Annotated in this window: 19 protein-coding genes and 1 riboswitch; of the genes, 10 read left to right on the forward strand and 9 right to left on the reverse strand. The window is 69.7% G+C overall.

The window, feature by feature from the left end; translation table 11 throughout:
* Positions 1–2: 2 nt before the first annotated feature.
* Positions 3–118, reverse strand: a riboswitch (SAM riboswitch).
* Positions 119–160: 42 nt separating this feature from the next.
* Complete coding sequence (locus tag ACYQ5L_RS37165; protein WP_459962902.1) at positions 161–598, reverse strand: Rv0361 family membrane protein; 438 nt, start codon at positions 596–598, stop codon at positions 161–163.
* A 292-nt stretch (positions 599–890) separates the two neighbouring features.
* On the opposite strand from ACYQ5L_RS37165, the gene ACYQ5L_RS37170 reads away from it, so the two are divergent.
* Together ACYQ5L_RS37170 and ACYQ5L_RS37175 are read left to right on the forward strand one after the other, a co-directional pair.
* Complete coding sequence (locus ACYQ5L_RS37170; protein WP_459962903.1) at positions 891–2,285, forward strand: FAD-dependent oxidoreductase; 1,395 nt, start codon at positions 891–893, stop codon at positions 2,283–2,285.
* A gap of 83 nt (positions 2,286–2,368) precedes the next feature.
* Positions 2,369–3,247 (forward strand): amidohydrolase family protein, encoded by an 879-nt coding sequence (locus ACYQ5L_RS37175; protein ID WP_459962904.1) that lies wholly within the window; start codon positions 2,369–2,371, stop codon positions 3,245–3,247.
* Here ACYQ5L_RS37175 and ACYQ5L_RS37180 read toward each other — a convergent pair.
* Positions 3,244–3,726 (reverse strand): DUF456 domain-containing protein, encoded by a 483-nt coding sequence (locus ACYQ5L_RS37180; protein WP_459962905.1) that lies wholly within the window; start codon positions 3,724–3,726, stop codon positions 3,244–3,246. The genes ACYQ5L_RS37175 and ACYQ5L_RS37180 overlap by 4 nt on opposite strands.
* A 220-nt stretch (positions 3,727–3,946) precedes the next feature.
* Here ACYQ5L_RS37180 and ACYQ5L_RS37185 point away from each other — a divergent pair, with 220 nt between their 5' ends.
* On the forward strand, positions 3,947–5,047 hold the full coding sequence (locus ACYQ5L_RS37185; protein ID WP_459962906.1) for a CaiB/BaiF CoA transferase family protein: 1,101 nt from the start codon (positions 3,947–3,949) through the stop codon (positions 5,045–5,047).
* 66 nt (positions 5,048–5,113) lie between these two features.
* Here ACYQ5L_RS37185 and ACYQ5L_RS37190 read toward each other — a convergent pair whose 3' ends face one another.
* Positions 5,114–5,656 (reverse strand): YceI family protein, encoded by a 543-nt coding sequence (locus ACYQ5L_RS37190; protein WP_459962907.1) that lies wholly within the window; start codon positions 5,654–5,656, stop codon positions 5,114–5,116.
* Between the two features lie 101 nt (positions 5,657–5,757).
* Between ACYQ5L_RS37190 and ACYQ5L_RS37195 the strand changes: the two genes are divergently transcribed.
* The 3 genes from ACYQ5L_RS37195 (at position 5,758) to ACYQ5L_RS37205 (ending at position 10,520) form a co-directional block, all read left to right on the forward strand.
* Positions 5,758–6,579, forward strand: coding sequence for a helix-turn-helix transcriptional regulator (locus tag ACYQ5L_RS37195; protein WP_459962909.1), 822 nt, complete (start codon positions 5,758–5,760; stop codon positions 6,577–6,579).
* Positions 6,580–6,643: 64 nt separating this feature from the next.
* Positions 6,644–9,259 carry a helix-turn-helix transcriptional regulator gene (locus ACYQ5L_RS37200; RefSeq protein ID WP_459962910.1) on the forward strand — a complete coding sequence of 872 codons (2,616 nt, stop codon included), beginning with the start codon at positions 6,644–6,646 and terminating at the stop codon, positions 9,257–9,259.
* A gap of 199 nt (positions 9,260–9,458) precedes the next feature.
* Entirely contained in the window at positions 9,459–10,520 is a 1,062-nt protein-coding gene (locus ACYQ5L_RS37205) for a hypothetical protein (RefSeq protein ID WP_459962911.1), read from the forward strand.
* Positions 10,521–10,644: 124 nt separating this feature from the next.
* Here the strand turns inward: ACYQ5L_RS37205 and ACYQ5L_RS37210 are convergent, their stop codons facing one another.
* Positions 10,645–11,205, reverse strand: coding sequence for a methylated-DNA--[protein]-cysteine S-methyltransferase (locus ACYQ5L_RS37210; protein ID WP_459962912.1), 561 nt, complete (start codon positions 11,203–11,205; stop codon positions 10,645–10,647).
* A gap of 52 nt (positions 11,206–11,257) precedes the next feature.
* Positions 11,258–11,560: a hypothetical protein gene (locus tag ACYQ5L_RS37215; RefSeq protein ID WP_459962913.1), complete on the reverse strand. Its 303-nt coding sequence runs from the start codon at positions 11,558–11,560 to the stop codon at positions 11,258–11,260.
* 62 nt (positions 11,561–11,622) lie between these two features.
* Between ACYQ5L_RS37215 and yczR the strand changes: the two genes are divergently transcribed.
* Positions 11,623–13,119: a MocR-like transcription factor YczR gene (yczR, locus tag ACYQ5L_RS37220; protein WP_379197064.1), complete on the forward strand. Its 1,497-nt coding sequence runs from the start codon at positions 11,623–11,625 to the stop codon at positions 13,117–13,119.
* Here the strand turns inward: yczR and ACYQ5L_RS37225 are convergent.
* Positions 13,116–13,511, reverse strand: a complete 396-nt coding sequence (locus tag ACYQ5L_RS37225; RefSeq protein ID WP_459962915.1) for a hypothetical protein — start codon at positions 13,509–13,511, stop codon at positions 13,116–13,118. The genes yczR and ACYQ5L_RS37225 overlap by 4 nt on opposite strands.
* Positions 13,512–13,645: 134 nt before the next feature.
* On the reverse strand, positions 13,646–14,935 hold the full coding sequence (locus ACYQ5L_RS37230; protein ID WP_459962917.1) for an adenylosuccinate synthase: 1,290 nt from the start codon (positions 14,933–14,935) through the stop codon (positions 13,646–13,648).
* Positions 14,936–15,208: 273 nt separating this feature from the next.
* Between ACYQ5L_RS37230 and ACYQ5L_RS37235 the strand changes: the two genes are divergently transcribed.
* The gene (locus ACYQ5L_RS37235; RefSeq protein WP_459962918.1) at positions 15,209–15,868 is read left to right on the forward strand and encodes a hypothetical protein; all 660 of its coding nucleotides are present in this window, start codon (positions 15,209–15,211) and stop codon (positions 15,866–15,868) included.
* Positions 15,869–15,920: 52 nt separating this feature from the next.
* Entirely contained in the window at positions 15,921–16,700 is a 780-nt protein-coding gene (locus ACYQ5L_RS37240; RefSeq protein WP_459962919.1) for a site-2 protease family protein, read from the forward strand.
* A 129-nt stretch (positions 16,701–16,829) separates the two neighbouring features.
* Here the strand turns inward: ACYQ5L_RS37240 and ACYQ5L_RS37245 are convergent, their stop codons facing one another.
* Entirely contained in the window at positions 16,830–17,981 is a 1,152-nt protein-coding gene (locus ACYQ5L_RS37245) for an FUSC family protein (protein WP_459962920.1), read from the reverse strand.
* A gap of 10 nt (positions 17,982–17,991) precedes the next feature.
* Positions 17,992–18,435 carry a DUF3151 domain-containing protein gene (locus tag ACYQ5L_RS37250; RefSeq protein WP_379197071.1) on the reverse strand — a complete coding sequence of 148 codons (444 nt, stop codon included), beginning with the start codon at positions 18,433–18,435 and terminating at the stop codon, positions 17,992–17,994.
* Between the two features lie 81 nt (positions 18,436–18,516).
* Between ACYQ5L_RS37250 and ACYQ5L_RS37255 the strand changes: the two genes are divergently transcribed.
* Positions 18,517–21,321 carry an Rv0361 family membrane protein gene (locus tag ACYQ5L_RS37255; protein ID WP_459962921.1) on the forward strand — a complete coding sequence of 935 codons (2,805 nt, stop codon included), beginning with the start codon at positions 18,517–18,519 and terminating at the stop codon, positions 21,319–21,321.
* Positions 21,322–21,387 lie beyond the last annotated feature (66 nt).

Consider the following 21,387-nt stretch of genomic DNA (forward strand, 5'->3'; position numbering starts at 1 on the left):
TGAATCCGCACTTGCCGCACCATTTTCCGGTGCGCGGCCAGGTCGTCACCCGGAGCACCCCACCGCGGAGGAGGGTTGCCGACCAGCCAGCCGGGGCTTGACGCTGGTACTCATGACCTGGGATGAGAGTGCCTGGGCCGGAGCCCGGCTGTCAAACCTTTCAGTCGCAGACCAGCCAGCGGCTGCCGGACCTGGTGAAGGTCCAGGTCGCGGTCCGTTCCGCGCCATCGGCCCGGTAGGTGACCTGCGCGGTGGCGCGATCACCGGTGATCACCGGATCGTCGAGGCGCACGAATTCGAACTGGACGCCCTCGTCACGAGGGTTGCTCAAGGGTGAGCGGTTCTCGTCGAAGCCCTGGCACACCGTATTCGGATCCAGGACGTCGGTGCCGCTGCGGGATTGGGTGAAGGCGCTGGCGGCCACCGCGAGCCGGTCGCGGTCTGTGACATTCTTCTCAACCGGCGACACCAGGGCAGCGACCACAATGCCGATGATGACGACCAGGATTACGCCCGCAGCCAGCAGGAACGGCCACAGTGAACGAGTTTCGCTCTGGCTGATTTTAATTGGCTGATCGGATTGGCCGTCATCGCTCATGACTAGATCATGCCTGGTCGGAATGGGTGCAATGACCGCGACACCGGGTACTCACAAGCAGGAGGGGCCGCCGGTGGCCGGCACACCGACGCGGGGGACAATCCAGACGCACGATTAGAATCGGCACAATTCCCGCAAAAATGCGGGAATTACCAGAACCACGCAGCAACGCCGCAGCGTCGGGGGTTCCGATCCAGGCACCACCCGCAGCCAGGCCATCAACTTAGCCTAAGCTAAGAACGAAGGCCGCAGGCCGACGACACGTAGCTCCAACCAGAGGGTGCGCATAAGAATGACCGAACAGAGTGCAGCGACCCGCCCGCTCCGCATTGCGATCGTGGGCGCCGGCCCCGCGGGCATCTATGCCGCCGACGCGTTGATGAAATCCGACGCCGAGGTGAGCATCGACCTGTACGAGCGGATGCCCGCTCCGTTCGGTCTCATCCGCTACGGCGTCGCACCCGACCACCCGCGCATCAAGGGCATCATCACCGCCCTGCACAAGGTGCTCGACAAGCCGCAGGTCCGCCTGCTCGGCAATATCGACTACGGCGTCGACATCACCCTCGAGGACCTGCAGGGCTTCTACGACGCGGTCATCTTCTCCACCGGCGCCAATGCCGACCGCGCCCTGGAGATCCCGGGCATCGACCTGGACGGCTCCTACGGCGCCGCCGACTTCGTGTCCTGGTACGACGGGCACCCGGACGTGCCGCGCACCTGGCCGCTCGAGGCCGAGAAGGTCGCCGTGCTCGGCGTCGGCAATGTCGCCCTGGACGTGGCGCGCGTGCTCGCCAAGACCGGCGACGAACTGCTGCCGACCGAGATCCCGCCGAACGTCTACGAGGGCCTCAAGGCCAACAAGGCCCTGGAAGTGCACGTCTTCGGCCGCCGCGGTCCCGCGCAGGCCAAGTTCACCCCCCTCGAACTGCGCGAGCTCGACCACTCGCCGACCATCGAGGTCATCGTCGATCCCGAGGACATCGACTACGACGAGGGCTCGGAAGCGGCCCGCCGCCATTCCAAGCAGGTCGACATGATCTGCAACACCTTGGAGCAGTGGGCCATTCGCGATGTCGGCGCCCGCCCGCACAAGCTGTTCCTGCACTTCTTCGAATCCCCCGCCGAAATCCTCGGCGCGGACGGCAAGGTGGTGGGCCTGCGCACCGAGCGCACCCAGCTCGATGGCACCGGCAACTGCAAGGGCACCGGCGAGTTCAAGGACTGGGACATCCAGGCCGTGTACCGCGCGGTCGGCTACCTGTCGCAGAACATTCCGTCGCTGCCGTTCGACGACCAGGCCGGCACCGTGCCCAATGAGGCCGGTCGCGTGCTGATCGACGAGGATGCCGACGGCGCGGCGCGGTACCTGCCGCAGACCTATGTCACCGGCTGGATCAAGCGCGGCCCGGTCGGTCTCATCGGCCACACCAAGGGCGACGCCAACGAGACCATCGCCTGCCTGCTCGACGACGCCCCGACCTTCACCCCGGCCGCCAAGCCGGAGCCGGAGGCCGTGACCGAGTTCCTGGAGGCCAAGGGCATTCCGTTCACCACCTGGGCCGGCTGGTACCGCCTGGACGCGCACGAGCGCGCCCTCGGCGAGCCGGAGGGCCGCGAGCGGGTGAAGGTCGTGGAGCGCGAGGACATGCTGCGCGCCAGCGAGCCGGACAAGGTCGGCAACTAGTCCACCCCACCCCTGACCTGGCCCAATAAGCCAGGTGGACAAGGGCTTCGGCACTTGTCACCGTTCTGAGGCATGCTGATCACGTGTTCGATGCCCATGTCCATATCATCGATCCGCGGTTCCCGCTGATCGAAAACGAAGGCTACCTGCCCGACCCGTACACCATCGGCGACTATCGCGCGCGCATGGCGCGGTTCGATATCGACGGCGGGGCCGTGGTCAGCGGGTCCTTCCAGGGCACCGATCAGAGCTATCTGCGCGCGGCCCTCGCCGAACTGGGCGAGGGCTGGGTGGGCGTCACCAACCTGCACGTGGACGCCTCCGACGCGGAGATCATCGAACTGGACCGGGCGGGCGTGCGCGCGGTCCGGTTCAACCTCAAGCGCGCGGCCCTCGACATCGTCGGGCTCACCATGCTCGCGTTGCGCGCCTACGACCTGGTCGGCTGGCATGTGGAGCTCTATATCGACGGGTCCATGCTCGGCTCGCTGGAGCCGGTCATCTCCAAACTGCCCACCCTGGCCATCGATCACATGGGCATGAGCGACGACTGCCTGCCATACCTGCTGAACCTGGTGGACCGCGGCTCCAAGGTGAAGGCCTCCGGCTTCGGGCGGGTGTCGATGAATGTGGGGCAGGCGCTGCGCAAGATTCACGCGGTGAATCCGGAGGCGCTCATGTTCGGCTCCGATCTGCCCGGCACCCGCGCCGGGCGGCCGTTCCGCGATACCGATATCGAGATCATCGCCGACGCCGTCGGCACGGATCTGCACAAGGTCCTGGAGGACAATGCGCGGGCGTTCTACCGGCTGCCCGCCAAGGAACGGCCCTTCGAGGATCCGGCGCCGACCCGGCCGCTGTTCGCCGCGGACTCGCCGACGCTGCGGCTGCACCGCTCGGAACTGCCGAAACCGCCTCCGCCGCTGCCGGATACGATTCCGCTGCCGATCATCGAGAACTAGACGACCACCGCGCCGGACGCCCACACGGCGGTGGCGATGAGGGCGCCGAGCAGTTCGATGAGCATCGACAGGCCGACGCCCTTCAAGGCGTGCTTGGTGGACTCCCAGGCCGGCTGCTGGACGCGCAGCCGCTGGAATTCCGAAAGATAAACGCCCAGTACGAATCCCAGGAACAGGCCGACGATCGGGACGACGAAGAACCCGATGATGCCGAGCACCGCGCCCAGGAACAGCGAGCGATTGGCGACCCCGGCCTCGCGCAGTTTCGCGCCCGGCCAGGTGTACTTGATGACGCCGCTGATCACGAGAAGCGTTGTGCAGAGGGCGAATATCGCCCAGGCGGTGGTGCCGCCGGTCAGGATCGCCCAGACCAGGATCGCGGCGAAGATCAGGATCACGCCGGGCAGGATGGGCACCACGATGCCGATCAGCCCGACCAGGATCGCGAGGCCGACCAGGACCTCACCCCATGCGCTCACTTCGATGCCTTCCGCTGGTAGCTGCTCTCGCATTCTCACTCACCGGGGGCCGACACGCGTCGCCCGCCGGGCGCATGGCCACCCGCAATTCACCCCGACGCCACCCCGAGGCCGGTCCGGAGCGGCAGGGTGGCCGCGCGCCCGCGCGCGCCCTATTGTCACAATGTCAACACCGGCGCGTGCTGCCGGTCACAGGATCGACGATGAACCGAGGTAGGGCGTGAGCACTCCATCCACCGCCACCAAACAGGGCCCGCTCGCGGGCGTCCGGGTTGTTGAACTGGCCGGAATCGGACCGGGTCCGCATGCGGCGCTGCTGCTCGCCGATCTCGGCGCGGACGTGGTGCGGGTGCAGCGGCCGAATCAGCTGCCCGGCTTCATGGAACGGCCGCAGTGGCGCGGGCGCACCATTGTCGAGGCGAACCTCAAGGATCCGGCGGACATCGAGAAGGTCCTGGGCCTGATCGAGAAGGCCGATGTGCTGCTCGAGGGCTTCCGCCCCGGCGTCACCGAGCGCATGGGCCTGGGTCCCGAGACCGCGCTGGAACGCAATCCGCGGCTGATCTACGGCCGCATGACCGGCTGGGGCCAGTACGGCCCGCTCGCCGACCGCGCCGGGCACGACATCAACTACATCTCCCTCACCGGCGTGCTGAATGCCATCGGCCGCAAGGGCGAACGGCCCGTGCCGCCGCTGAACATGGTCGGCGATTTCGGCGGCGGCTCCATGTTCCTGGTCTTCGGCATTCTGGCCGCCCTGGTCGAGCGGCAGTCCTCCGGCAAGGGCCAGGTCATCGACGCCGCCATGATCGATGGGGCGCTGGCCCTCTCGCACATGATCTGGGGCATGAAGGGCATGGGCCTGTGGTCCGATGAGCGCGGCACCAACCTGCTCGACACCGGCATGGCCTTCTACGACACCTATGAGACCGCCGACGGCAAGTACATGGCGGTCGGCTGCATCGAGCCGCAGTTCTACGCCGAACTGCTGAAGGGTCTGGAGATCGATCCCGAGGGGCTCCCCCACCAGATCGATCCGGCGGGCCAGGACCAGCTGCGCAAGCTGTTCGCCGACAAGTTCAAGACCAGGACCCGCGACGAGTGGTGGGCCATCTTCGAGCACACCGACGCCTGCACCACCCCGGTGCTGACTTTCACCGAGGCGGAACAGAATCCGCACATCCAGGCGCGCACCGGCCTCATCGAGATCGACGGCGTGGTGCAGCACGCCCCGGCCCCGCGGTTCTCCCGCACCCCGGCCGGGACGCCCACCCCGCCGCCGACCGAGGGCACCCCGATCGAGCAGGTCTGGGCGGACTGAGTTCGCCCGGCTCGCAAATGCCGAGCGGCGGCGTCCCTTCGGACGCCGCAGCTTCGTAATCCGTTATCAGGCAGTCGGTTCCACGAGCTGGATGTCGAGCTCGATGGCGATCTTGTCGCCGAGCATGGCGGTGGGCAGGCCGGGCGCGACATCGAAGTCGCTGCGCTTGAAGGTGCCGGTGGCGGTGAAGCCGGCGTGCTGCTTCTGATCGCCGGGGAAGACCTGGACGCCGCCCCACTCCACATCGAGGGTGATGGGCTTGGTGACCTCGCCGAGGGTGACCTCGCCGGTGACCTCGAATTCGGCGGCCAGGGCGACCGGCTCGACGACGCGGAAGTGCAGCTTGTCGAGCTTGGCGGTGTCGAGGATCTCGGCCGAGCGGACGTGGTTGTCGCGCATCTCGTTGCCGGTGTCGAAGGAGTCCAGGTCGATGGTGGCCTCGATGGCGGCCTTGCCGGACTCGTCGGCGACGAAGCTGGTCTCGAAGTTGTTGAAACGGCCGCGAACCTTGGAAATGCCCAGGTGGCGGACGGTGAAGTTGACCGAGGAGTGGTTGGCGTCCAGTGTCCAGGAGCCGGGGGCGATCACGGTCTGTTCGGAAGTCGTCATGCCGACAATTCAAGGGGACCCTGGTCCGGTTAGCCACACCGTCTTGATCCTGGACCTGACAGGGCGGGGATAACGGAGCTGGGATCGGGCACCATGGTGGGGTGTCCAGATCCGAATTCGCCGAGTTCCTGATTGCCCGGCGCGCCCAGCTGCAACCCGAGGACGTCGGGCTGCCCGCGGGGCGGCGGCGCCGGACGCCCGGACTGCGCCGCGAGGAGGTCGCCGCGCTGGCCGGGGTGAGCGCCGACTATCTGGCCCGCCTGGAGCAGGGCCGGGATACCAATCCCTCCACCGCGGTCCTGGGCGCGCTCGCGGATGCGTTGCGGCTCAACGAGGTCGAGCGGCATCACCTCGGCACACTGGCCATCCACATGGAACAGCGCAACAACTGCCCCTCCGCCGGGCAGGCCCGCGAACAGGTCAGCGAGACCATGCAGGCGGTCATCGACGCCCTGCACCCCACCCCGGCCTACCTGCTCGGGCGGGGCATGGACATGCTGGCCTGGAATCCGTCCTGGCGGGACTTCGCCGAACCGCTCGGCATGTTCGACGAGGCGGTGCACGGCAACTTCGCGCTCTACCTGTTCGCGCATCCGGAGGCGATCCGCCGGTTCACCAACTGGGCCGAGGCCGCCGACCTGATCACCTCCGCCCTGCGCGCCTCCTATGCCCGGTTCTCCGACGACCAGGGCCTGGACGCGCGCATCCGGCAGCTGCAGCGGTTCCCCGAGTTCGAATGCCGCTGGCGCGAGCACCGCGTGACGCTCACCCGCTCGGTGGTCCTGCACATCGATCATCCGGTGCGCGGGACGGTCGAGGTGGAGGTCGAGACCCTCGATCCGGCCGCCGACCAGAGCATCATGGTGTGGCTGGTGGACCGCCGGCAGGCGCGCAGCCCCGGATTGCGGCTGGTCAACGAATAAGACCCAGGTTTGTGGGACTTTCGTTCACGCTGCTCACTAACGGTCCTGGAACTACAGTTGACACATGGCTCGGAATTGGCCGATGGTCGAACGCGAGAGCGAACTCGATCTCATCCGGTCGGCGCTGCAGGGGGACGACTTCGTCGGCGCTGTTCTCACCGGTGACGCGGGGGTAGGCAAAACGACGCTGGCACGACTGGCCACGGCCGGTGTGGGCGGGAATATCCGCTGGGTGGCGGGCACCGAATCCGCCCGCAGCATCCCGCTGGGGGTGTTCGCGCACATGGTGGGGGTGTACACCGCCCACGACCCGGTGACCTTCATGGCCGCGGCGCGCGAGGCGCTGCTGGCGGACGGGCACACCATTATCGGCGTCGACGACGCGCATCTGCTCGATCAGCTGTCGGCGACCCTGCTGCTGCAGCTGGCCATCGACAAGGCGGCGCACATCGTGTGCACCGTGCGCAGCGGGGTGCCGGTGCCGGATGCGGTGACCTCGCTGTGGAAGGACGGGCATCTGCTGCGGATCGACCTGTCGCCGTTCACCCAGCGGCAGAGCGTCGAGCTGGTGGAGTCCATGCTGGGCGGGCAGTTGGAGGGCTTCACCGCCAACCTCATGTGGGAATCCTCCGGGGGGAACGCGCTTTTCCTGCGGCACCTGGTGGAAGGAGCGCTGGAAGCCGGGACGCTGCGGCAGGTCAAGGGTGTGTGGCAATTGCGCGGCCGGGCCGCGGTCACCTCGGAATTGGCTGCGCTGCTGGAGGATCGGGTGGAGCAGCTGCCCGAACCGGTGCTGCGGGTGCTGGAGCTGCTCACCTTCTGCGAGCCCATCGATCTGGACGTGCTGGCCGAACTGGCCGGTGAAGAGGCCGTGGAAACCGCCGAATCACGCAGTCTCATACGGATTGTGGAGAACAGTCACCAGCTGCTGGTGCGATACAACCATCCGCTGTTCGGCGAGGTGATCCGGCGGCGGCTGGGGATCGCGTCGGCACGGCGACTGCGCGGACGGCTGTACTCCTCGTTGAAGGAACGGCCGATCAACTCGTCCTCGGATCGCATCCGATTGGCCGAATTGGCTTTGGACAGCGATAAATCCGCGGATCTGGAGCTGTTCGAGGCGGCCGCGGCCGATGCCATCGGGTTGGCGAATCTGCCACTGGGCGAACGGTTCGCGCGGGCGGCCGTGGAGCGCCGGGGCGGTGTCGAGTCGGCGGATCTGCTGGCGCGGGCGCTGCTGTGGCAGGGGCATCGCATCGAGGCCGAGCGGACGCTCGCCGGGTTCGATCCGGACCGGCTGAATCAGGCGCAGCTGGCGCGCTGGGGCGGCACCCGGGTCGCGAATCTATTGTGGTCCATGGGCGATGCCGATCGCGCCGACGAGGTGCTGCACTCCGTGCGCAGCCGCGCCAAGCATCCCAAGGTCGTCGCCATACTGGACGGGCTCGCCTCCGCCTGCGCGGTCAACGAGAACAAACTCGACGAGGCCTTCGCCCTCGCCGAACCCGTCATGAATACCGAGGGCGCGCCGCCGTGGGCGGTGTGGTGGGCGGCCTTCGGCGGCGGGCTCGCCCTGGCTCTCATGGGTAAGGGCGACGCGGCACGGCAGTACGCGGCGCGCAGCCATCAGGTCGAGCACGAGATCGACGGGCTCAACCGGTTCATGTCCACTCATGCGGAAGTCCTGGCACTCACCTTCACCGGTGATCTGCAGGCCGCACAGCGTTGTGCCAGTAGCCCTTACGCGTATTCCGCGCCCGGGCAGTACCTCGCCTGGGGCATGTCGAAGATCCTGCAGGGCACCGTCGACGTCGCCCAGGGCAATTTCCCGGTGGCCATCGACAATCTGGAACAGGCGCTGGCCGCGCTCACCACCGAGGGCGCGGCCGCCTGGATGTTCCCCGCGAGACTCCGTCTGGCCGAAGCGTATTCGGCGCTGGGGCGGGCCGCCGAGGCCGCCGAATCCATTGCCGCCGCGGTGGAGCGCGGCGGGCGGCACAGCGCCGTCTACGAACCGCAGCTGGAGATCGCCAAGGCCTGGCAGGCGGCCGCCGAGGGTACCGCCACCCCTGCCATCCGCCTGGCCCTGGGCGCCGCCGACGCCGCGGCGCGCTCGCACCAGCACGCCATCGAGGCCATGGCCCTGCACACCGCCGCCCGCTTCGGCGATCACAGCGTCGCGGGCCGCCTCGCCGATCTGGCCGCCCGCGTCGACGGCCGCCTGGTCCAGGTCCAGGCCCGGCACGCGGTGGCCGTAGCCGCCCACGACGGACCCGGATTGGACGCCGCCGCAGCCGAATTCGAATCCATCGGCGTCCTGCTCTCCGCCGCCGACTCCGCCGCCCAGGCCGCCTCCGCGCACGAGCGCGCCGGTGACCGCCGCCGCCTGCTGGAATCCGCCGCCACCGCCAACCGCCTGGCCGCCGCCTGCGGCGGCGCCTCCACGCCCGCGCTGCGCCAATCCGCCCAGCCCCTCCCCCTCACCGCCCGCGAACGCGAAATCGCCAATCTGGTCGCCGCGGGCCTGTCCAACCGCCAGATCGCCGACCGCCTGACCGTCTCCGTCCGCACCGTCGAGGGCCACCTCTACCGGGCCTGCATCAAACTCGACGTCACCGACCGCGAGGCCCTGGCCGAACTCATGCGCGGCGGGTCAACTCCCGGCAAATCCGAACCCTGACGGGCCGAACCTCAAAGAATCCCATTTGACCAGCGATTGTGTCACTTATCTCGCTCGTCAACGTCAATCCACAGTTCCGACCGGTCGCGACTGGAACCGCCAGTTTCTCATCAGCTAACATCCCCGCCGAGGCGGCCGAATCGCAGGCCGCGGGGGCAGTTCCCATCTGATCCAACCTGATGAGGGTGGTGTATTCGGCGTGAGTCGGCATCGAGAATTGAAGACCGGCGCGGCCCGCCGCGCACTCTTCGTTGGCGCAATCCCGCTGGCCCTCGCCGTGGCCTGCGCCAACACCAGCAACCCGCAATCCGCGGCCCCGTCCAGCGCGGCCCAGCCGACCCCGGGCGCACCCAACACCGCCACCCCGCCCACCGGCCCTCGGACCGGCACCGGCGACGCCGCGGCTCCCCAGCCCGCCGAGCGGCCGGCCACCGGCGAACGCTGGATCGGCCAGCAGCCCCTCCTCACCGACAACCCGCATCAGCCCGGCGTCACGGCCCCCGCCGCCGACCGCCCGTCCCGGCCCGGCCCCCAGCAGCCCGGCGTGACCACCCCGCCCCGCCCGCAGGCGGACTACCCGGTGCCCGCCAACTACCGTCCGATTCCGAATGCGGAACCGGCCCCGCCGGTCGACATCCAGGCCCTGCACGCCCCCGTGGCGGTCCAGCCGGTCGCCCCGATCGCTCCCCCGCCGCGCACGCTGCGCCTGGGCAACTTCACCTCCCCGGTCCCGGACGACGTCCCGAACAACGTCCTCGACGGCGTGAACACCACTGCCGCCAATGGTGAAGCGGCCCTGGCCACCACACTCAACTCCGTGGGCATCAACCCGAGCCGCTCCGACAAGATCGCCGCGGGCACCATTGCCGGCGCTGCCGCCGGTGCGGTCGCCGGCGCCGCGCTGGCCGGTATCCCGGCCGCGGCCCTCGGCGGCGTGGCCGGCGCGATCGTCGGAGCTCCCATCGGCGCGGGAATCGGCCTGGGCGTCGGTATCGCGACGAGCGCCGCCGCCGGCGGCATCGCGGCCGCCGCCACTGCCGTGCCCACCGGCGGCCTCGGTGCGGCCATCGCACTCGGCTCAGCCGTGGTCGCCGCACTTCCGCTGGGTGCAGCAGGTGCTGGAGCCGGCGCACTGATCGGCCTCGGCGTCGGCGCCGCCGCTGGCGCCGCGATCGCGGGCATCCCGGCCGCAGCCGTCGGTGGTGTCGTCGGCGGCATCGCCGGTGGCGCGGCGGGCGCTTTCCTCGGCGGCGCGCTCTAGTCCCGAACGGCGACCGCCGGGCCCACCCCTCCCAGGTCCGGCGGTCGTCGCTGTGGAGTGTGCCGGGCGGGCTGCGGGGTGCGCATCTCCTTTCGGACAGGGCCGAAGGGTGCGGGAGCGCGGGTTAGAAGAGGGTGGGTTCGCCGAAACCGGGGGTGCGTTCGATTTCCAGGAGGCGCTGTTTGGTGGTGATGCCGCCGGGGGCGGAGAAGCCGTGCAGGGCGTGGTCGGCGGCCAGGACACGGTGGCAGGGGATGATCAGGGGGATCGGGTTGCGGCCCAGGGATTGGCCGACCGCTTGGGCTCCGCCGGGGGCGCCTATGCGGTTGGCCACGGCGCCGTAGTTGAGGGTGTGGCCGGGCGGGATGGCGCGGGTGACCTCGTAGACGGCGCGGTCGAAATCGTTGAGGGCCTTGGTGTCCAAGGGAATCCAGTGCAGGTCGTCCAGGTCGCCCTCCAGGTGGGCGCGGATTCTCGTGATGGCTGCGGCGATTTCGGGGGAGGGGTCGGCTTCGCGGAGGGTCACCAGGCGGTGGCGGCGCAGGATGTAGGAGCGGGTCGCGTCCGGATCTGGTTCGGGGAGGGCGAAGCGCAGCACCCCGGCGGCGCTCCAGGCGATGGCGCAGGCGCCGATCGCGGTGTCGAAGAGCGCCGCCGAGGCGAGCGGGCGGTCACGGTCGGACATAGGGCCAGTGTGCACCGGGATACCGACAGAACCTTATTTTCAGGCCAGTTTCTCAGAACTGGACTGTCTCCTGACGGCACGGGATATCCGCGAGATCCGCGAGCGCGGATCTGCGGGTGCGCACCCGATGCGCGGGGTTGAGGGTGACGTCCAGTTCGTGCCGGGCGTGGATGGCGGCCAGGTCGGCGTGCTGACGGGCATAGTCATAGTCGCCGACCGACCAGTCCGACATGGGAGCATGCGGGCGGTAGCGCTCGAGCATCGCGCCCCAGCGCTCGCCGGGCGTGGGTGCGAACCGGTACACGAGACCGGCGAACACGGCGACAATCAGCAGGGAGGCGAGCAGAGCGATCATGAATCCATAGTGGCCTGCCGCTGGACTTGAAGAAAATATCCAGTACCCTGATACTGGCCTTTATGGCGACACGAGTTATCGGCGCGGCCAGTCTCACGCGCGACCTGGGACGGTGGCGGCAGGAAGAGCCCGGCGCACCCGCCGGCGACAATGCCAAGCGGTCCACCCGGCCCGCGTATGTGGCCTTGGCGGAGAGCATCCGGCTGCTCATCCACGACGGGCGCGCGCCACTGGGCGTGGCACTGCCGAGCGAACGCGATCTGGCCACCAGCCTGAATGTCAGCCGCACCACCGTCACCTCGGCGTATTCGCTGCTGCGCGAACACGGTTACCTCATCAGCCGGCAGGGCTCGCGCAGTACGGTCGCGCTGCCGCCCACGGTCGTGCACGACGGCACCAAACCGGCCCGCAGCCTGCTCGCCATGATGGCGCAGCCGGAGGTGCACACCATCGATATGACCTACGCCGCCATGTCCGCGCCCGCGCAGATGACCGACGCGTATGCCGCGGCGCTGCAAGGACTTCCGACCTACCTGGGCACGCACGGCATGGATCCGGTCGGCATGCTCATGCTGCGCGAGGCGCTGGCCCGGCGCTACACCGAACGCGGGCTGCCCACCGATCCGGACCAGATCCTGGTCACCCTCGGCGCCCAGCACGGTCTCCGGCTGCTGCTCAATGTGCTCACCACGCCCGCCGAGCGGGTGCTCATCGATCATCCGAGCTATCCCAATGCCATCGAGGCCATTCGCGATGTGGGCGCCCGCCCGGTGCCGGTCCCCTTGCGTCCGGACGGCTGGGATCTGGACGGAATCCGCAGCGCCGCACGGCAAACCGCGGCCAGCGTCGCCTATCTCGTGCCGGATTACAACAATCCGACGGGCCTGCTCATGGACGCCGAAGGCCGCGCCGCTCTGGCCGCCACCGCCCGCGAGACCCGCATGACCGTCATCGTCGACGAATCCATGGTCGACCTGCACCTCAGCGACGGCGAAATCCCGCCGCCCGCAGCGGCATTCGCTCGCAACTCGGAGATCGTAACGATCGGCTCCGCGTCGAAATCCTTCTGGGGCGGCCTGCGCGTCGGCTGGGTCCGCGCCAACCAGGCCCTGATCACCAAACTCCTGGGCACCCGCTCCACCATGGACCTCGGCACCCCCGTCATGGACCAGCTGGCCACCGTCCACCTGCTCCAGCACGCCGACGAAATCCTCACCGTCCGCAGGGAACAGCTCCGCTCCCGCCGCGCCACCCTGCTCGACGCCCTGGCCGAGGACCTGCCCGACTGGCGCGTCACCCCCGGCGAAGGCGGCATGTCCCTGTGGGCCCAACTCCCCACCCCGGTCTCCACCGCCCTGGCCGCCACCGCCCCCAACCACGGCGTAATCCTCGCCGCCGGACCGCGTTTCGGCGTCCAGGGCGCCTTCGAACGCTTCATCCGCATCCCGTTCACCCACGAGGAGTCCGACATCCGCCTCGGCATCAAATCCCTGGCCGCGGCCTACTCCTCGCTGAGCCCGCACGCCGCGGACCCGCTGGCGCCGCTCATCACCTATTAGCCGGCCCGCCCGGCGCTCCGGCGGCGTTCGGCGCGGTGGGCGAGCGCGGCCACGATGCGCTGCCACACCGGCGACGCCTCGGCGATAGTGGACGTGACCAGCGGCTGTGCTCCCGGCCCGCCGCCGTTTCGTGCGCGTGCGATCTCCCAGGCGTCCAGGTCGTCGATGAGCCGATCCAGGCGCGGATCGCGGGGATCCCAGTCGACCGCTCGATCGCAGGCCAGCATCAAGCGTGTCGTCTCCGGGTCGCCGAGTTCGGCATTCTTCTCGCGTATCCGCTGCGGCACGGCCTGCGGATCCAATGCCTGCAGCAGGATCCACGAATCGCGCTCGAGGCGGATCCGCAGGCCGCTGATGGCAGCGTCGAGGTCAACCCCGAACTCGAGCTTCACCCGAAGACCCCGCGCGTGCTGGTCGAGCGATCACCGGGACCTGGTGGCGGCATCGTGCGAGAAGCCACCGCCACCAGTTCCCGGTCGGCGTCGTTTCAGATCACCATCCCTTGTGCGCGAGCGGCTTCGGGGGCTCAGCTCAGGATGTCGTGGCGGACGATGGTCTGGTCGCGGCCGGGGCCGACGCCGATGCAGGAGACGCGGGCGCCGGATAGTTCCTCGAGGCGCTTCACGTAGGCCTGGGCATTGGCGGGCAGTTCCTCGAAGGTGCGGGCGCCGGAGATGTCCTCCCACCAGCCGGGCATCTCCTCGTAGATCGGCTTGGCATGGTGGAAATCGGTCTGGGTGGTGGGCATCTGCTCGACGCGTTCGCCGTCGATCTCGTAGGCGACGCAGATCGGGACGGTATCCAGGCTGGACAGGACGTCCAGCTTGGTGAGGAAGTAGTCGGTGATGCCGTTGACGCGGGTGGCGTAGCGGGCGATCACGGCGTCGAACCAGCCGGTGCGGCGGGCGCGGCCGGTGGTGACGCCGACCTCGCCGCCGGTCTTGGCCAGGTAGGCGCCGGACTCGTCGAAGAGTTCGGTCGGGAACGGGCCGGAGCCGACGCGGGTGGTGTAGGCCTTGAGGATGCCCAGCACCGTGGTGATCTTGTTGGGGCCGACGCCGGCGCCCACGGCCGCGCCGCCGGAGGTCGGGTTGGAGGAGGTCACGTACGGGTAGGTGCCGTGGTCGACATCCAGCAGGGTGCCCTGCGAACCCTCCAGCAGGACGGTCTCGCCCGCTTCCAGGGCCTGGTTGAGCAGCAGGCGGGTGTCGGAGATGCGGTGCTTGAAGCCCTCGGCCTTGGTGAGCACCTCGTCGACGACCTGCGCCGGGTCCAGGGCGCGGCGGTTGTAGATCTTCACCAGCACCTGGTTCTTGAATTCCAGGGCGGCCTCGACCTTCTGGGTGAGGATCTTCTCGTCCAGCACATCGGCCACGCGCACGCCGACGCGGGCGACCTTGTCCTGGTAGCAGGGGCCGATACCGCGGCCGGTGGTGCCGATCTTCTTGTTGCCGAGGAATCGCTCGGTGACCTTATCGATGGCCACGTGGTACGGCATGATCAGGTGCGCATCGGCCGAGAGCAGCAGGCGGGTGGTGTCCACGCCGCGCTCCTCCAGGCCGGCGAGCTCGGCCAGCAGCACGCCCGGATCGACCACCACGCCATTGCCGATGACGTTGGTCACATCGGGGGTGAGGATGCCGGAGGGGATCAGGTGCAGGGCGAAGCTCTCACCGTTCGGCAGCACCACGGTGTGACCCGCGTTGTTGCCGCCCTGGTAGCGAACTACCCACTGGACCCGGTCACCGAGCAGATCGGTTGCTTTGCCTTTGCCCTCGTCGCCCCACTGGGCGCCGATCAGCACGATTGCCGGCATCTTGGAGTCTCCTACGGGTTCGACGCGCAACATCGGTGATGCTGCAGCTACCCGCCGTCAGAAGGCGGTGGCCGGAGGCACAGTCTAATAGATGCCCGAATACCTCCTGGTTTACGGCCCGGCACCGGACGAACGCGACGTAACGGATGGGTCGCGCGCAGGGCGCGGCAAATCCAACGGGGCTATGGTGACACGGGGAGACGGACCGGCAAGGGGGTCCGGCACGGAGCGCAGCGAGGCGATGAAGTTGGCCCAGAGGAGGGTGTTCGGCAGTTGAGTACCCATGTTCTCCGCTGCGACGGCGCGCCGGTACCGATCGCCCTGGCCTCCCTCCCGCTCACGCAGACTTCGGCGATCCCCGACACCGACGATCTGGACGAGCTGCTGCCCGTCATGGCCGCCGACAGCCTGCCCCGATTGATCGTGCTCGGCGAGGACGCCGGACTGGCCGCGGTGCTCACCCATCTCATGCGCACCGAACGGCTCGGCGTGGAGATCGGCTTCGTGCCGGTGGACCGCACCTACGGCTCGCGCGCCTACCAGACCGGCACCGGCAATGCCGCCGCCAAGCGCGCGCTCGAGGGCAGGGCCATGGAAACCCCCCTGATCCGCGATGACACCGGCAAGGTGCTCATCGGCCGCGCCACCATTGTCGGCCCGCGCGGGGAGAAGCTCGAGGGCGAGGCCTACGTCGACGACACGCGGTTGTTCACCGGGAAGGTCGCGGCCCTGCACGTCTCACCCATGCTGGAGATGCCCGGCCTGCACGCCACCGTGCAGCGCGGCCTGCGCAAGAAGCGCTGGATCGAGGGCCGCGCCATGCAGCTCGGCACCAGCGGCGGCGTGGTGACCCGCGACGGCATCACCACCGAACGGATCGTGCCGCGCTCCACCTTCTACCGGCACCACGAGCCGTGGCTGCTGGTCCGTTGACATACTGCGAGTACACCCGGCTCGACGGACCGGGTTCCACTCGAGGAGTCCGATGAACTCTCCACGCGCGATCGGCCGCGCCGGTGCGGTGCGGCCCAGTCCCGTCTTCCTGCTCGTCGTCGCGATCACGGTCGCGGGCGGCGCGCTCGCCTGGAATGCCGACTTGTTCTCGCGCTGGGCGCAATTCGGCGTCTTCGTCATGGTGGTGGCGGGCTGGATCCTGTCGGTCTGCCTGCACGAGTTCGCGCACGCGTACGTGGCGTGGCGGGCCGGGGACCGTGAGGTGGAGATGCGCGGGTACCTCTCCTTGAACCCGCTCAAGTACAGCCATCCGCTGCTGTCGATCGTGCTGCCGGTGGTCTTCATCGCGCTCGGCGGGTTCGGCCTGCCCGGCGGGGCGGTGTACGTGCACTCGCACAATTTCAGCCCCCGCACGCAGCGGATTCTCAGCGGTGCGGGACCGGCGGTGAACGCGGTGTGCGCCATCGTGCTGCTGGTCATCGTGCAGCTGTTCGGCAGTGACGAGTCCCATGCCGCGTTCTGGTTCGGGCTGAGTTTCCTTGCCTTCCTGCAGATCACGGCGACCATCCTGAATCTGATCCCGATTCCGGGCACCGACGGCTACGGGATCCTGGAGCCGTCGCTGAGCTATCAGACGCGACGGTCGCTGGATCAGATCAAGCCGTACGGGATTCTGCTGCTGGTGGCGCTGCTGTTCGTGCCGGAGCTGAATCAGTTGTTCTTCAACGCGATTCACGCCCTGTTCGACCTGTCGGGCGTGCCGTCGCGGTGGCCTGGCTACGGCGGATCGCTGACCCGGTTCTGGCTCTGAGCGGACCCTCCGGACAGGGCAAAAGCCGGACCACCCCTCCGGGCCCGGCTTTGATTCGAACGTTATAGGCGCACAAGCGCGTACACCCGAGTAGACGACTACTCGAAGATCAACATCAGCGCGCGCGGATCACTCGACCGGCGTCACGTAGGGGTTCGGGACGGTGGGCGGCAGCAGGGCCATCGCCGACAGCCGGCGCATACCGCATACCTGCATGAGATCCACCACGATGGAACGAATCTGCGCGAACACCACGTGCGCGGAGATGCCCGCGCCCTTGACCAGATCCTTGGTGGCGCCCTTGCCGACCGAACGCAGCACGCGGGTGGCCTCGGCGGCATCGGGCTGCTCGCCCGGATCGGCGAGCACGTAACTGCGCACCACGTCCACGGCCTGGGCGAGCTTGCGCACCTCCTCGATGAGGCGCGGGTCGAGAATCTCGTCGTCCTGCACGGCGCTCAGCGCGCGGCGCAGCAGCACGCGGGTATTGCGGACGGCATTGTCGACCGGGTCCGCGGTGGCGCGCAGCGTCTCCAGGCGTTTACGGGAATTCCAGTACATCGGGGAGATCCGGCTGATCTCCGCGCCGCCCTCGAGGGTGTTGCGCAGCGCGTCGATGGGCGCCTGGGTCTTGCGCGCCGCGTCCAGGGCCGCCTTGATCTTGGCGGCATCGTGTTCGAGCAGGCCGTCGGCGCATTCGGCCAGGGACTTGCTCACGACCGAGAGAATGTCGCCTTCCTGCTGCCGGGCGCGGCGCACCGGATGCAGCGGGATGGCCGCCACCACCACGATGCCGACCAGGCCGCCGACCAGGGCGTCGATCATGCGCAGCCCGGACCCGGCGGTGTGCGGCGGGATGAGCGTCGCCACCAGCACCGCGGAACTGGCCGCCTGCATGGTGATGACCGGGCCGCCGTCCATGAACACCGCGGTGCTCATGGCGACCAGCACCAGCAGGCCGATCTGCCATACGCCGGTGCCGAACTGGGAGACGAACAGGTCGCCGATGCCGATGCCGACCGCCACGCCGACGATCAGCTCCACCGCCCGGCGCAGCCGCGCACCATAGGACACGCCGATGGAGATCATGGCGGCCATGGGCGCGAAGAACGGCTGCGGATGGCCGATCACATTGTGGGCGATGAACCAGGCCAGGCCCGCGCCGATCGCGCACTGCACGATCGGCAGCAGGGAGGTGCGCACGCGTTTGGCAGCATTGCGCAGCCGCGCCGCGGTGGACTCCTTCGCGGCGTCGAAGGTTTCGGTTAGGCCACTGGTCAAGTCGGCGGGCTCAGTCCAGGCCGAGCTCGGCGGCCGCGCGCGGATCGCAGTCCTCGAGCAGATCCAGGCAGCGCGCGTACTCGTCGTTCTCGCCGATGGCGCGCGCGGCCTTCGCCAGCGCGCCGACGCTGCGCAGGAAACCCTGGTTCGGCTCGTGCGACCACGGCACCGGGCCGAAGCCCTTCCAGCCGTTGCGGCGCAACAGATCCAGCCCGCGGTGGTAGCCGGTCCGGGCGAACGCGTAGGCGGCGATGATGTCGTGATTCACCTCGCCCTCGGCGGCCTCGCCCCGCGCCAGCGCGGCCTCCGCCAGATACGCCCAGGCGATCGAGGCCGTCGGATGCGCGGCGGCGACCTGCACCGGATCTTGTTTCTCCAGCAGCGCGTCCTCCGCATCGGAGTTTTCGGGCAGGAGTACCGGCTGCGGTCCGAGCAGATCACCGAAGGAGGTCATGCCGATCATTCTGCACCGACCGCCCGATTGCTCAGTAGGCTGACCACCGAATCACAGTTCCGCCGAAGCGAGGGGTAGCGCGTGTCCGACTCGAACGACGACCAGCAGCCGCAAGGCTCTGCCAACCCGACCCCGGGCCCGGCCGCCGAGGACACCGCAGCACCCACCGACGCCACCCCCGCCGACGCGTCCCCCACGGCCGCCACCGAAGCCATCCCGGCCCCCAAGCCGAACCCCTCCGCCACCGCGGCCACCGAGGTGATCCGCCCCGGCGCGGCCGAACCGGCCCCGAAACCCGCCGGCTCCGGCACCCCGGGCTTCGCCACCATCCAGTACGAGGCCCCGAAACCGGCCGGCCCCGCCGCCAGGCTCCGCCCCTCCGGCTCCAGCCGGGTCCAGCCGCCGGCATCCGGCCAATCCGGGCCGACAGCGGCCCCGACCGCCGCGACGGACGCCGACACCGCCCGCGTCGACACCGCGCAGGGCGGTGGGCAACAGGCCGCACCGAGTGGCGGACAACGGCCCGGCGGCACCGCGGGAACAGGCCCCGGAGGCCAGGCGGCGGGCCAAAGGCCAGGTGCCGCAGCCGATGCCAACACCGCGCGTATCGACACCGCGCAAGGCGGCCGGCAGCAGGCCGCGCCGGGCAGCGGTGAACAGCCCGGAACTGCCGGGGCGCCGGGCGGTTCCGGGAACCCGTCCGACGCCCCGGGCGAACCGGCCCGGAATGTCGATGTGACGCAACAGGGCGGCGGACAGCGGCCCGCTGGCCCGGCCGGAGGCGGCCCAGAGACGCAGGCGGCGGGCTACAAGCCGAGCGCTGCGGCCGATGCCAACACCGCGCGTATCGGCGCCGCACAAGCGGGCCGGCCGCAGGCCGGGCCGGGCGGTAGCGGACAGCCCGGAACTACCGGTGCGCCAGAGGGTTCCGTAAATCAGTACGACGCCTCCGGCCCGGCCCGGATTGTCGATGCGCCGCAGCAAGGCGGCGGACGGCGGCCCGCGACCGGCGGTAGCGGTCAGCCCGGAATAGCCTCTGCGGCAAGCAGTTCCGGGAACCCGCCCGATGCCTCCGGCCAACCGGCGCGGAACGCCGATGCGGCGCAGCCGGGCGGCGGGCCGCAGTCCGGCGGCCAGTCCGGCGCGGCGGGGAGGCCCGGCGGTTCCGCGGAGAGTGGAACCGGGCAATCCGGACCGGCCGACTCCGCCACGACGCAGATCATCAAGGTTCCGAACCAAGGTGTGAGCCGGAACGACCGCGAGTCGAGCACCGGCGGTGTGACCGGGAGCGGGCAACCGGGCAATCGGGGCGAGGCCGGTCGGCCCACCGACGCGTCCGGTGCGGGCGCGCAGCAGTCGGCCGCTCCGGGTGATCGCGGGCCGACAGGCGCGTGGAAGCCCGGTGCCGCGGCCCAGTCCGGCGCCGCGGGAACAGGTTCCGGGGCGACGGGCGCGGGGGCCGCGCAGTCGGCTGCGGCGGCCGGTGCGCGGAGCGGATCCGGGAAGTCGGCGGACGCCGATGAGCGCGGTGATGCGCCGCAGGGCGGCGAGGACAGCCGGGAGTCCGCTGCATCCGACGCTGAAACCATTGCCATGCAGCAGGTTCCGGGAGCGGATGCGCCGACTACCGTGTTCCCGGTGGTCTCGGGTGAGCAAGCTACCGAGAAGATGCGGGTGCAGGGGCCGCAGGGTCGAGCGGTCAGCAAGCCGCCGCAGACGCCGCGGGGGAATGCGGGGCCGCGAAACGCCGCGCCGCGCGGCGGTTCGCCGCAAGCACCGCAGGGGCCGGAAGGCCCGCGGGGCAAGGCCGGAGGCGTCGAGGAGACTCGGCCGTCGCCGCCGCCCGCGCGGCCGCCGATGGGCCCGCGGCGACCGGCCAGTGCGCCGTCGCCCGCCGACATGCAGCCGACCATGCCCGCGAATCCGATTGGGGGCGCGCGGGTTATCGGTCCGAAGAAGGCCGGGCCGCAGCAGGTCGGGCCCGGCGCACAGCAGGGACCCGGGCAAGGCGGAGCGCAAGGACCGGGCCAGGCTGGGCCGCAGCAGGTTGGCCCCGGAGCTCCCCAGGGGCCCGGCGGACCGCAGGCTCCCGGCAAAGTCGGACCGCAGAAGGTCGGGCCGGGTGCGCCGCAGGGACCCGGACCGGCCGGACCGCAGAAGGTGGGGCCGGGTGCGCCGCAGGCTGGACCGGCCGGACCGCAGAAGGTCGGTGCGGGTGCGCCGCAGGGACCGGGCGGGCTCCAGAAGGCCGGAGCCGGTCAGGGCGCTGGGCCGCAGGGGCCGGGGCAGGACGGACCGCAGGGCCGGAGCGGGCAGCAAGGGCAAGGCGGGCAACAGGGTTCGGCTGGTGGGGCACAGCCGCGGCCGGTTGCGGCGCCGCAGCGGGTTCCGGCTACCGGTGAGGTGCCGGTCGATGCCGGGGCGCAGGCGGCGAGTGCCGCCGGTGGGTCGAAGAAGAAACTGGGCATTCTTGCCGCGGCCGCGGTGGCAGTGCTGGTGATCGTGGGTGTGGTGGTCGCGGTGGTGGCCAATCGGACCGACAATTCGCCTGAGGGACAGGTGAAGCGGGCCATTTCGACCTACACCGATGCGCTGGCTTCCGGTGATCTGGAGCAGTTGCGCGCGATCACGTGCGGGGCGCAGCACGACTTCTATCAGAATATTTCGGCGGAGCAGTTCGCCGGGGTTTACCAGACCTCCAAGGAGCAGAAGAGCATTCCGGTCGTGAAGAGCGTGGATGCCATTCGGATCACCGGCGAGACCGCCATGGCGCAGGCGACGGTCTACACCGAAGCCGACCCGTCGAAGCAGTCGGCGCGCACGTTCGACCTGCAGAACACCGACGGTGGCTGGAAGGTGTGCGATCCGGCCAATTCGGCCGGCTAGGACGGAGTCGGGCGCGAGCCCGCGGCGGCGGCCCCGGCGAGCGATGTCTCGCCGGGGCCGCCGCAT

Source organism: Nocardia sp. IFM 10818, from assembly GCF_054655275.1.

What these genes read in the sequence shown, in the direction of transcription:
- ACYQ5L_RS37165 (WP_459962902.1), bottom strand. Translation starts at nt 598, where the DNA reads ATGAGCGATGACGGCCAATCCGATCAGCCAATTAAAATCAGCCAGAGC.
- ACYQ5L_RS37170 (WP_459962903.1), top strand. Translation starts at nt 891, where the DNA reads ATGACCGAACAGAGTGCAGCGACCCGCCCGCTCCGCATTGCGATCGTG.
- ACYQ5L_RS37190 (WP_459962907.1), bottom strand. Translation starts at nt 5,656, where the DNA reads ATGACGACTTCCGAACAGACCGTGATCGCCCCCGGCTCCTGGACACTG.
- ACYQ5L_RS37200 (WP_459962910.1), top strand. Translation starts at nt 6,644, where the DNA reads ATGGCTCGGAATTGGCCGATGGTCGAACGCGAGAGCGAACTCGATCTC.
- ACYQ5L_RS37210 (WP_459962912.1), bottom strand. Translation starts at nt 11,205, where the DNA reads ATGTCCGACCGTGACCGCCCGCTCGCCTCGGCGGCGCTCTTCGACACC.
- ACYQ5L_RS37215 (WP_459962913.1), bottom strand. Translation starts at nt 11,560, where the DNA reads ATGATCGCTCTGCTCGCCTCCCTGCTGATTGTCGCCGTGTTCGCCGGT.
- yczR (WP_379197064.1), top strand. Translation starts at nt 11,623, where the DNA reads ATGGCGACACGAGTTATCGGCGCGGCCAGTCTCACGCGCGACCTGGGA.
- ACYQ5L_RS37230 (WP_459962917.1), bottom strand. Translation starts at nt 14,935, where the DNA reads ATGCCGGCAATCGTGCTGATCGGCGCCCAGTGGGGCGACGAGGGCAAA.
- ACYQ5L_RS37240 (WP_459962919.1), top strand. Translation starts at nt 15,921, where the DNA reads ATGAACTCTCCACGCGCGATCGGCCGCGCCGGTGCGGTGCGGCCCAGT.
- ACYQ5L_RS37250 (WP_379197071.1), bottom strand. Translation starts at nt 18,435, where the DNA reads ATGACCTCCTTCGGTGATCTGCTCGGACCGCAGCCGGTACTCCTGCCC.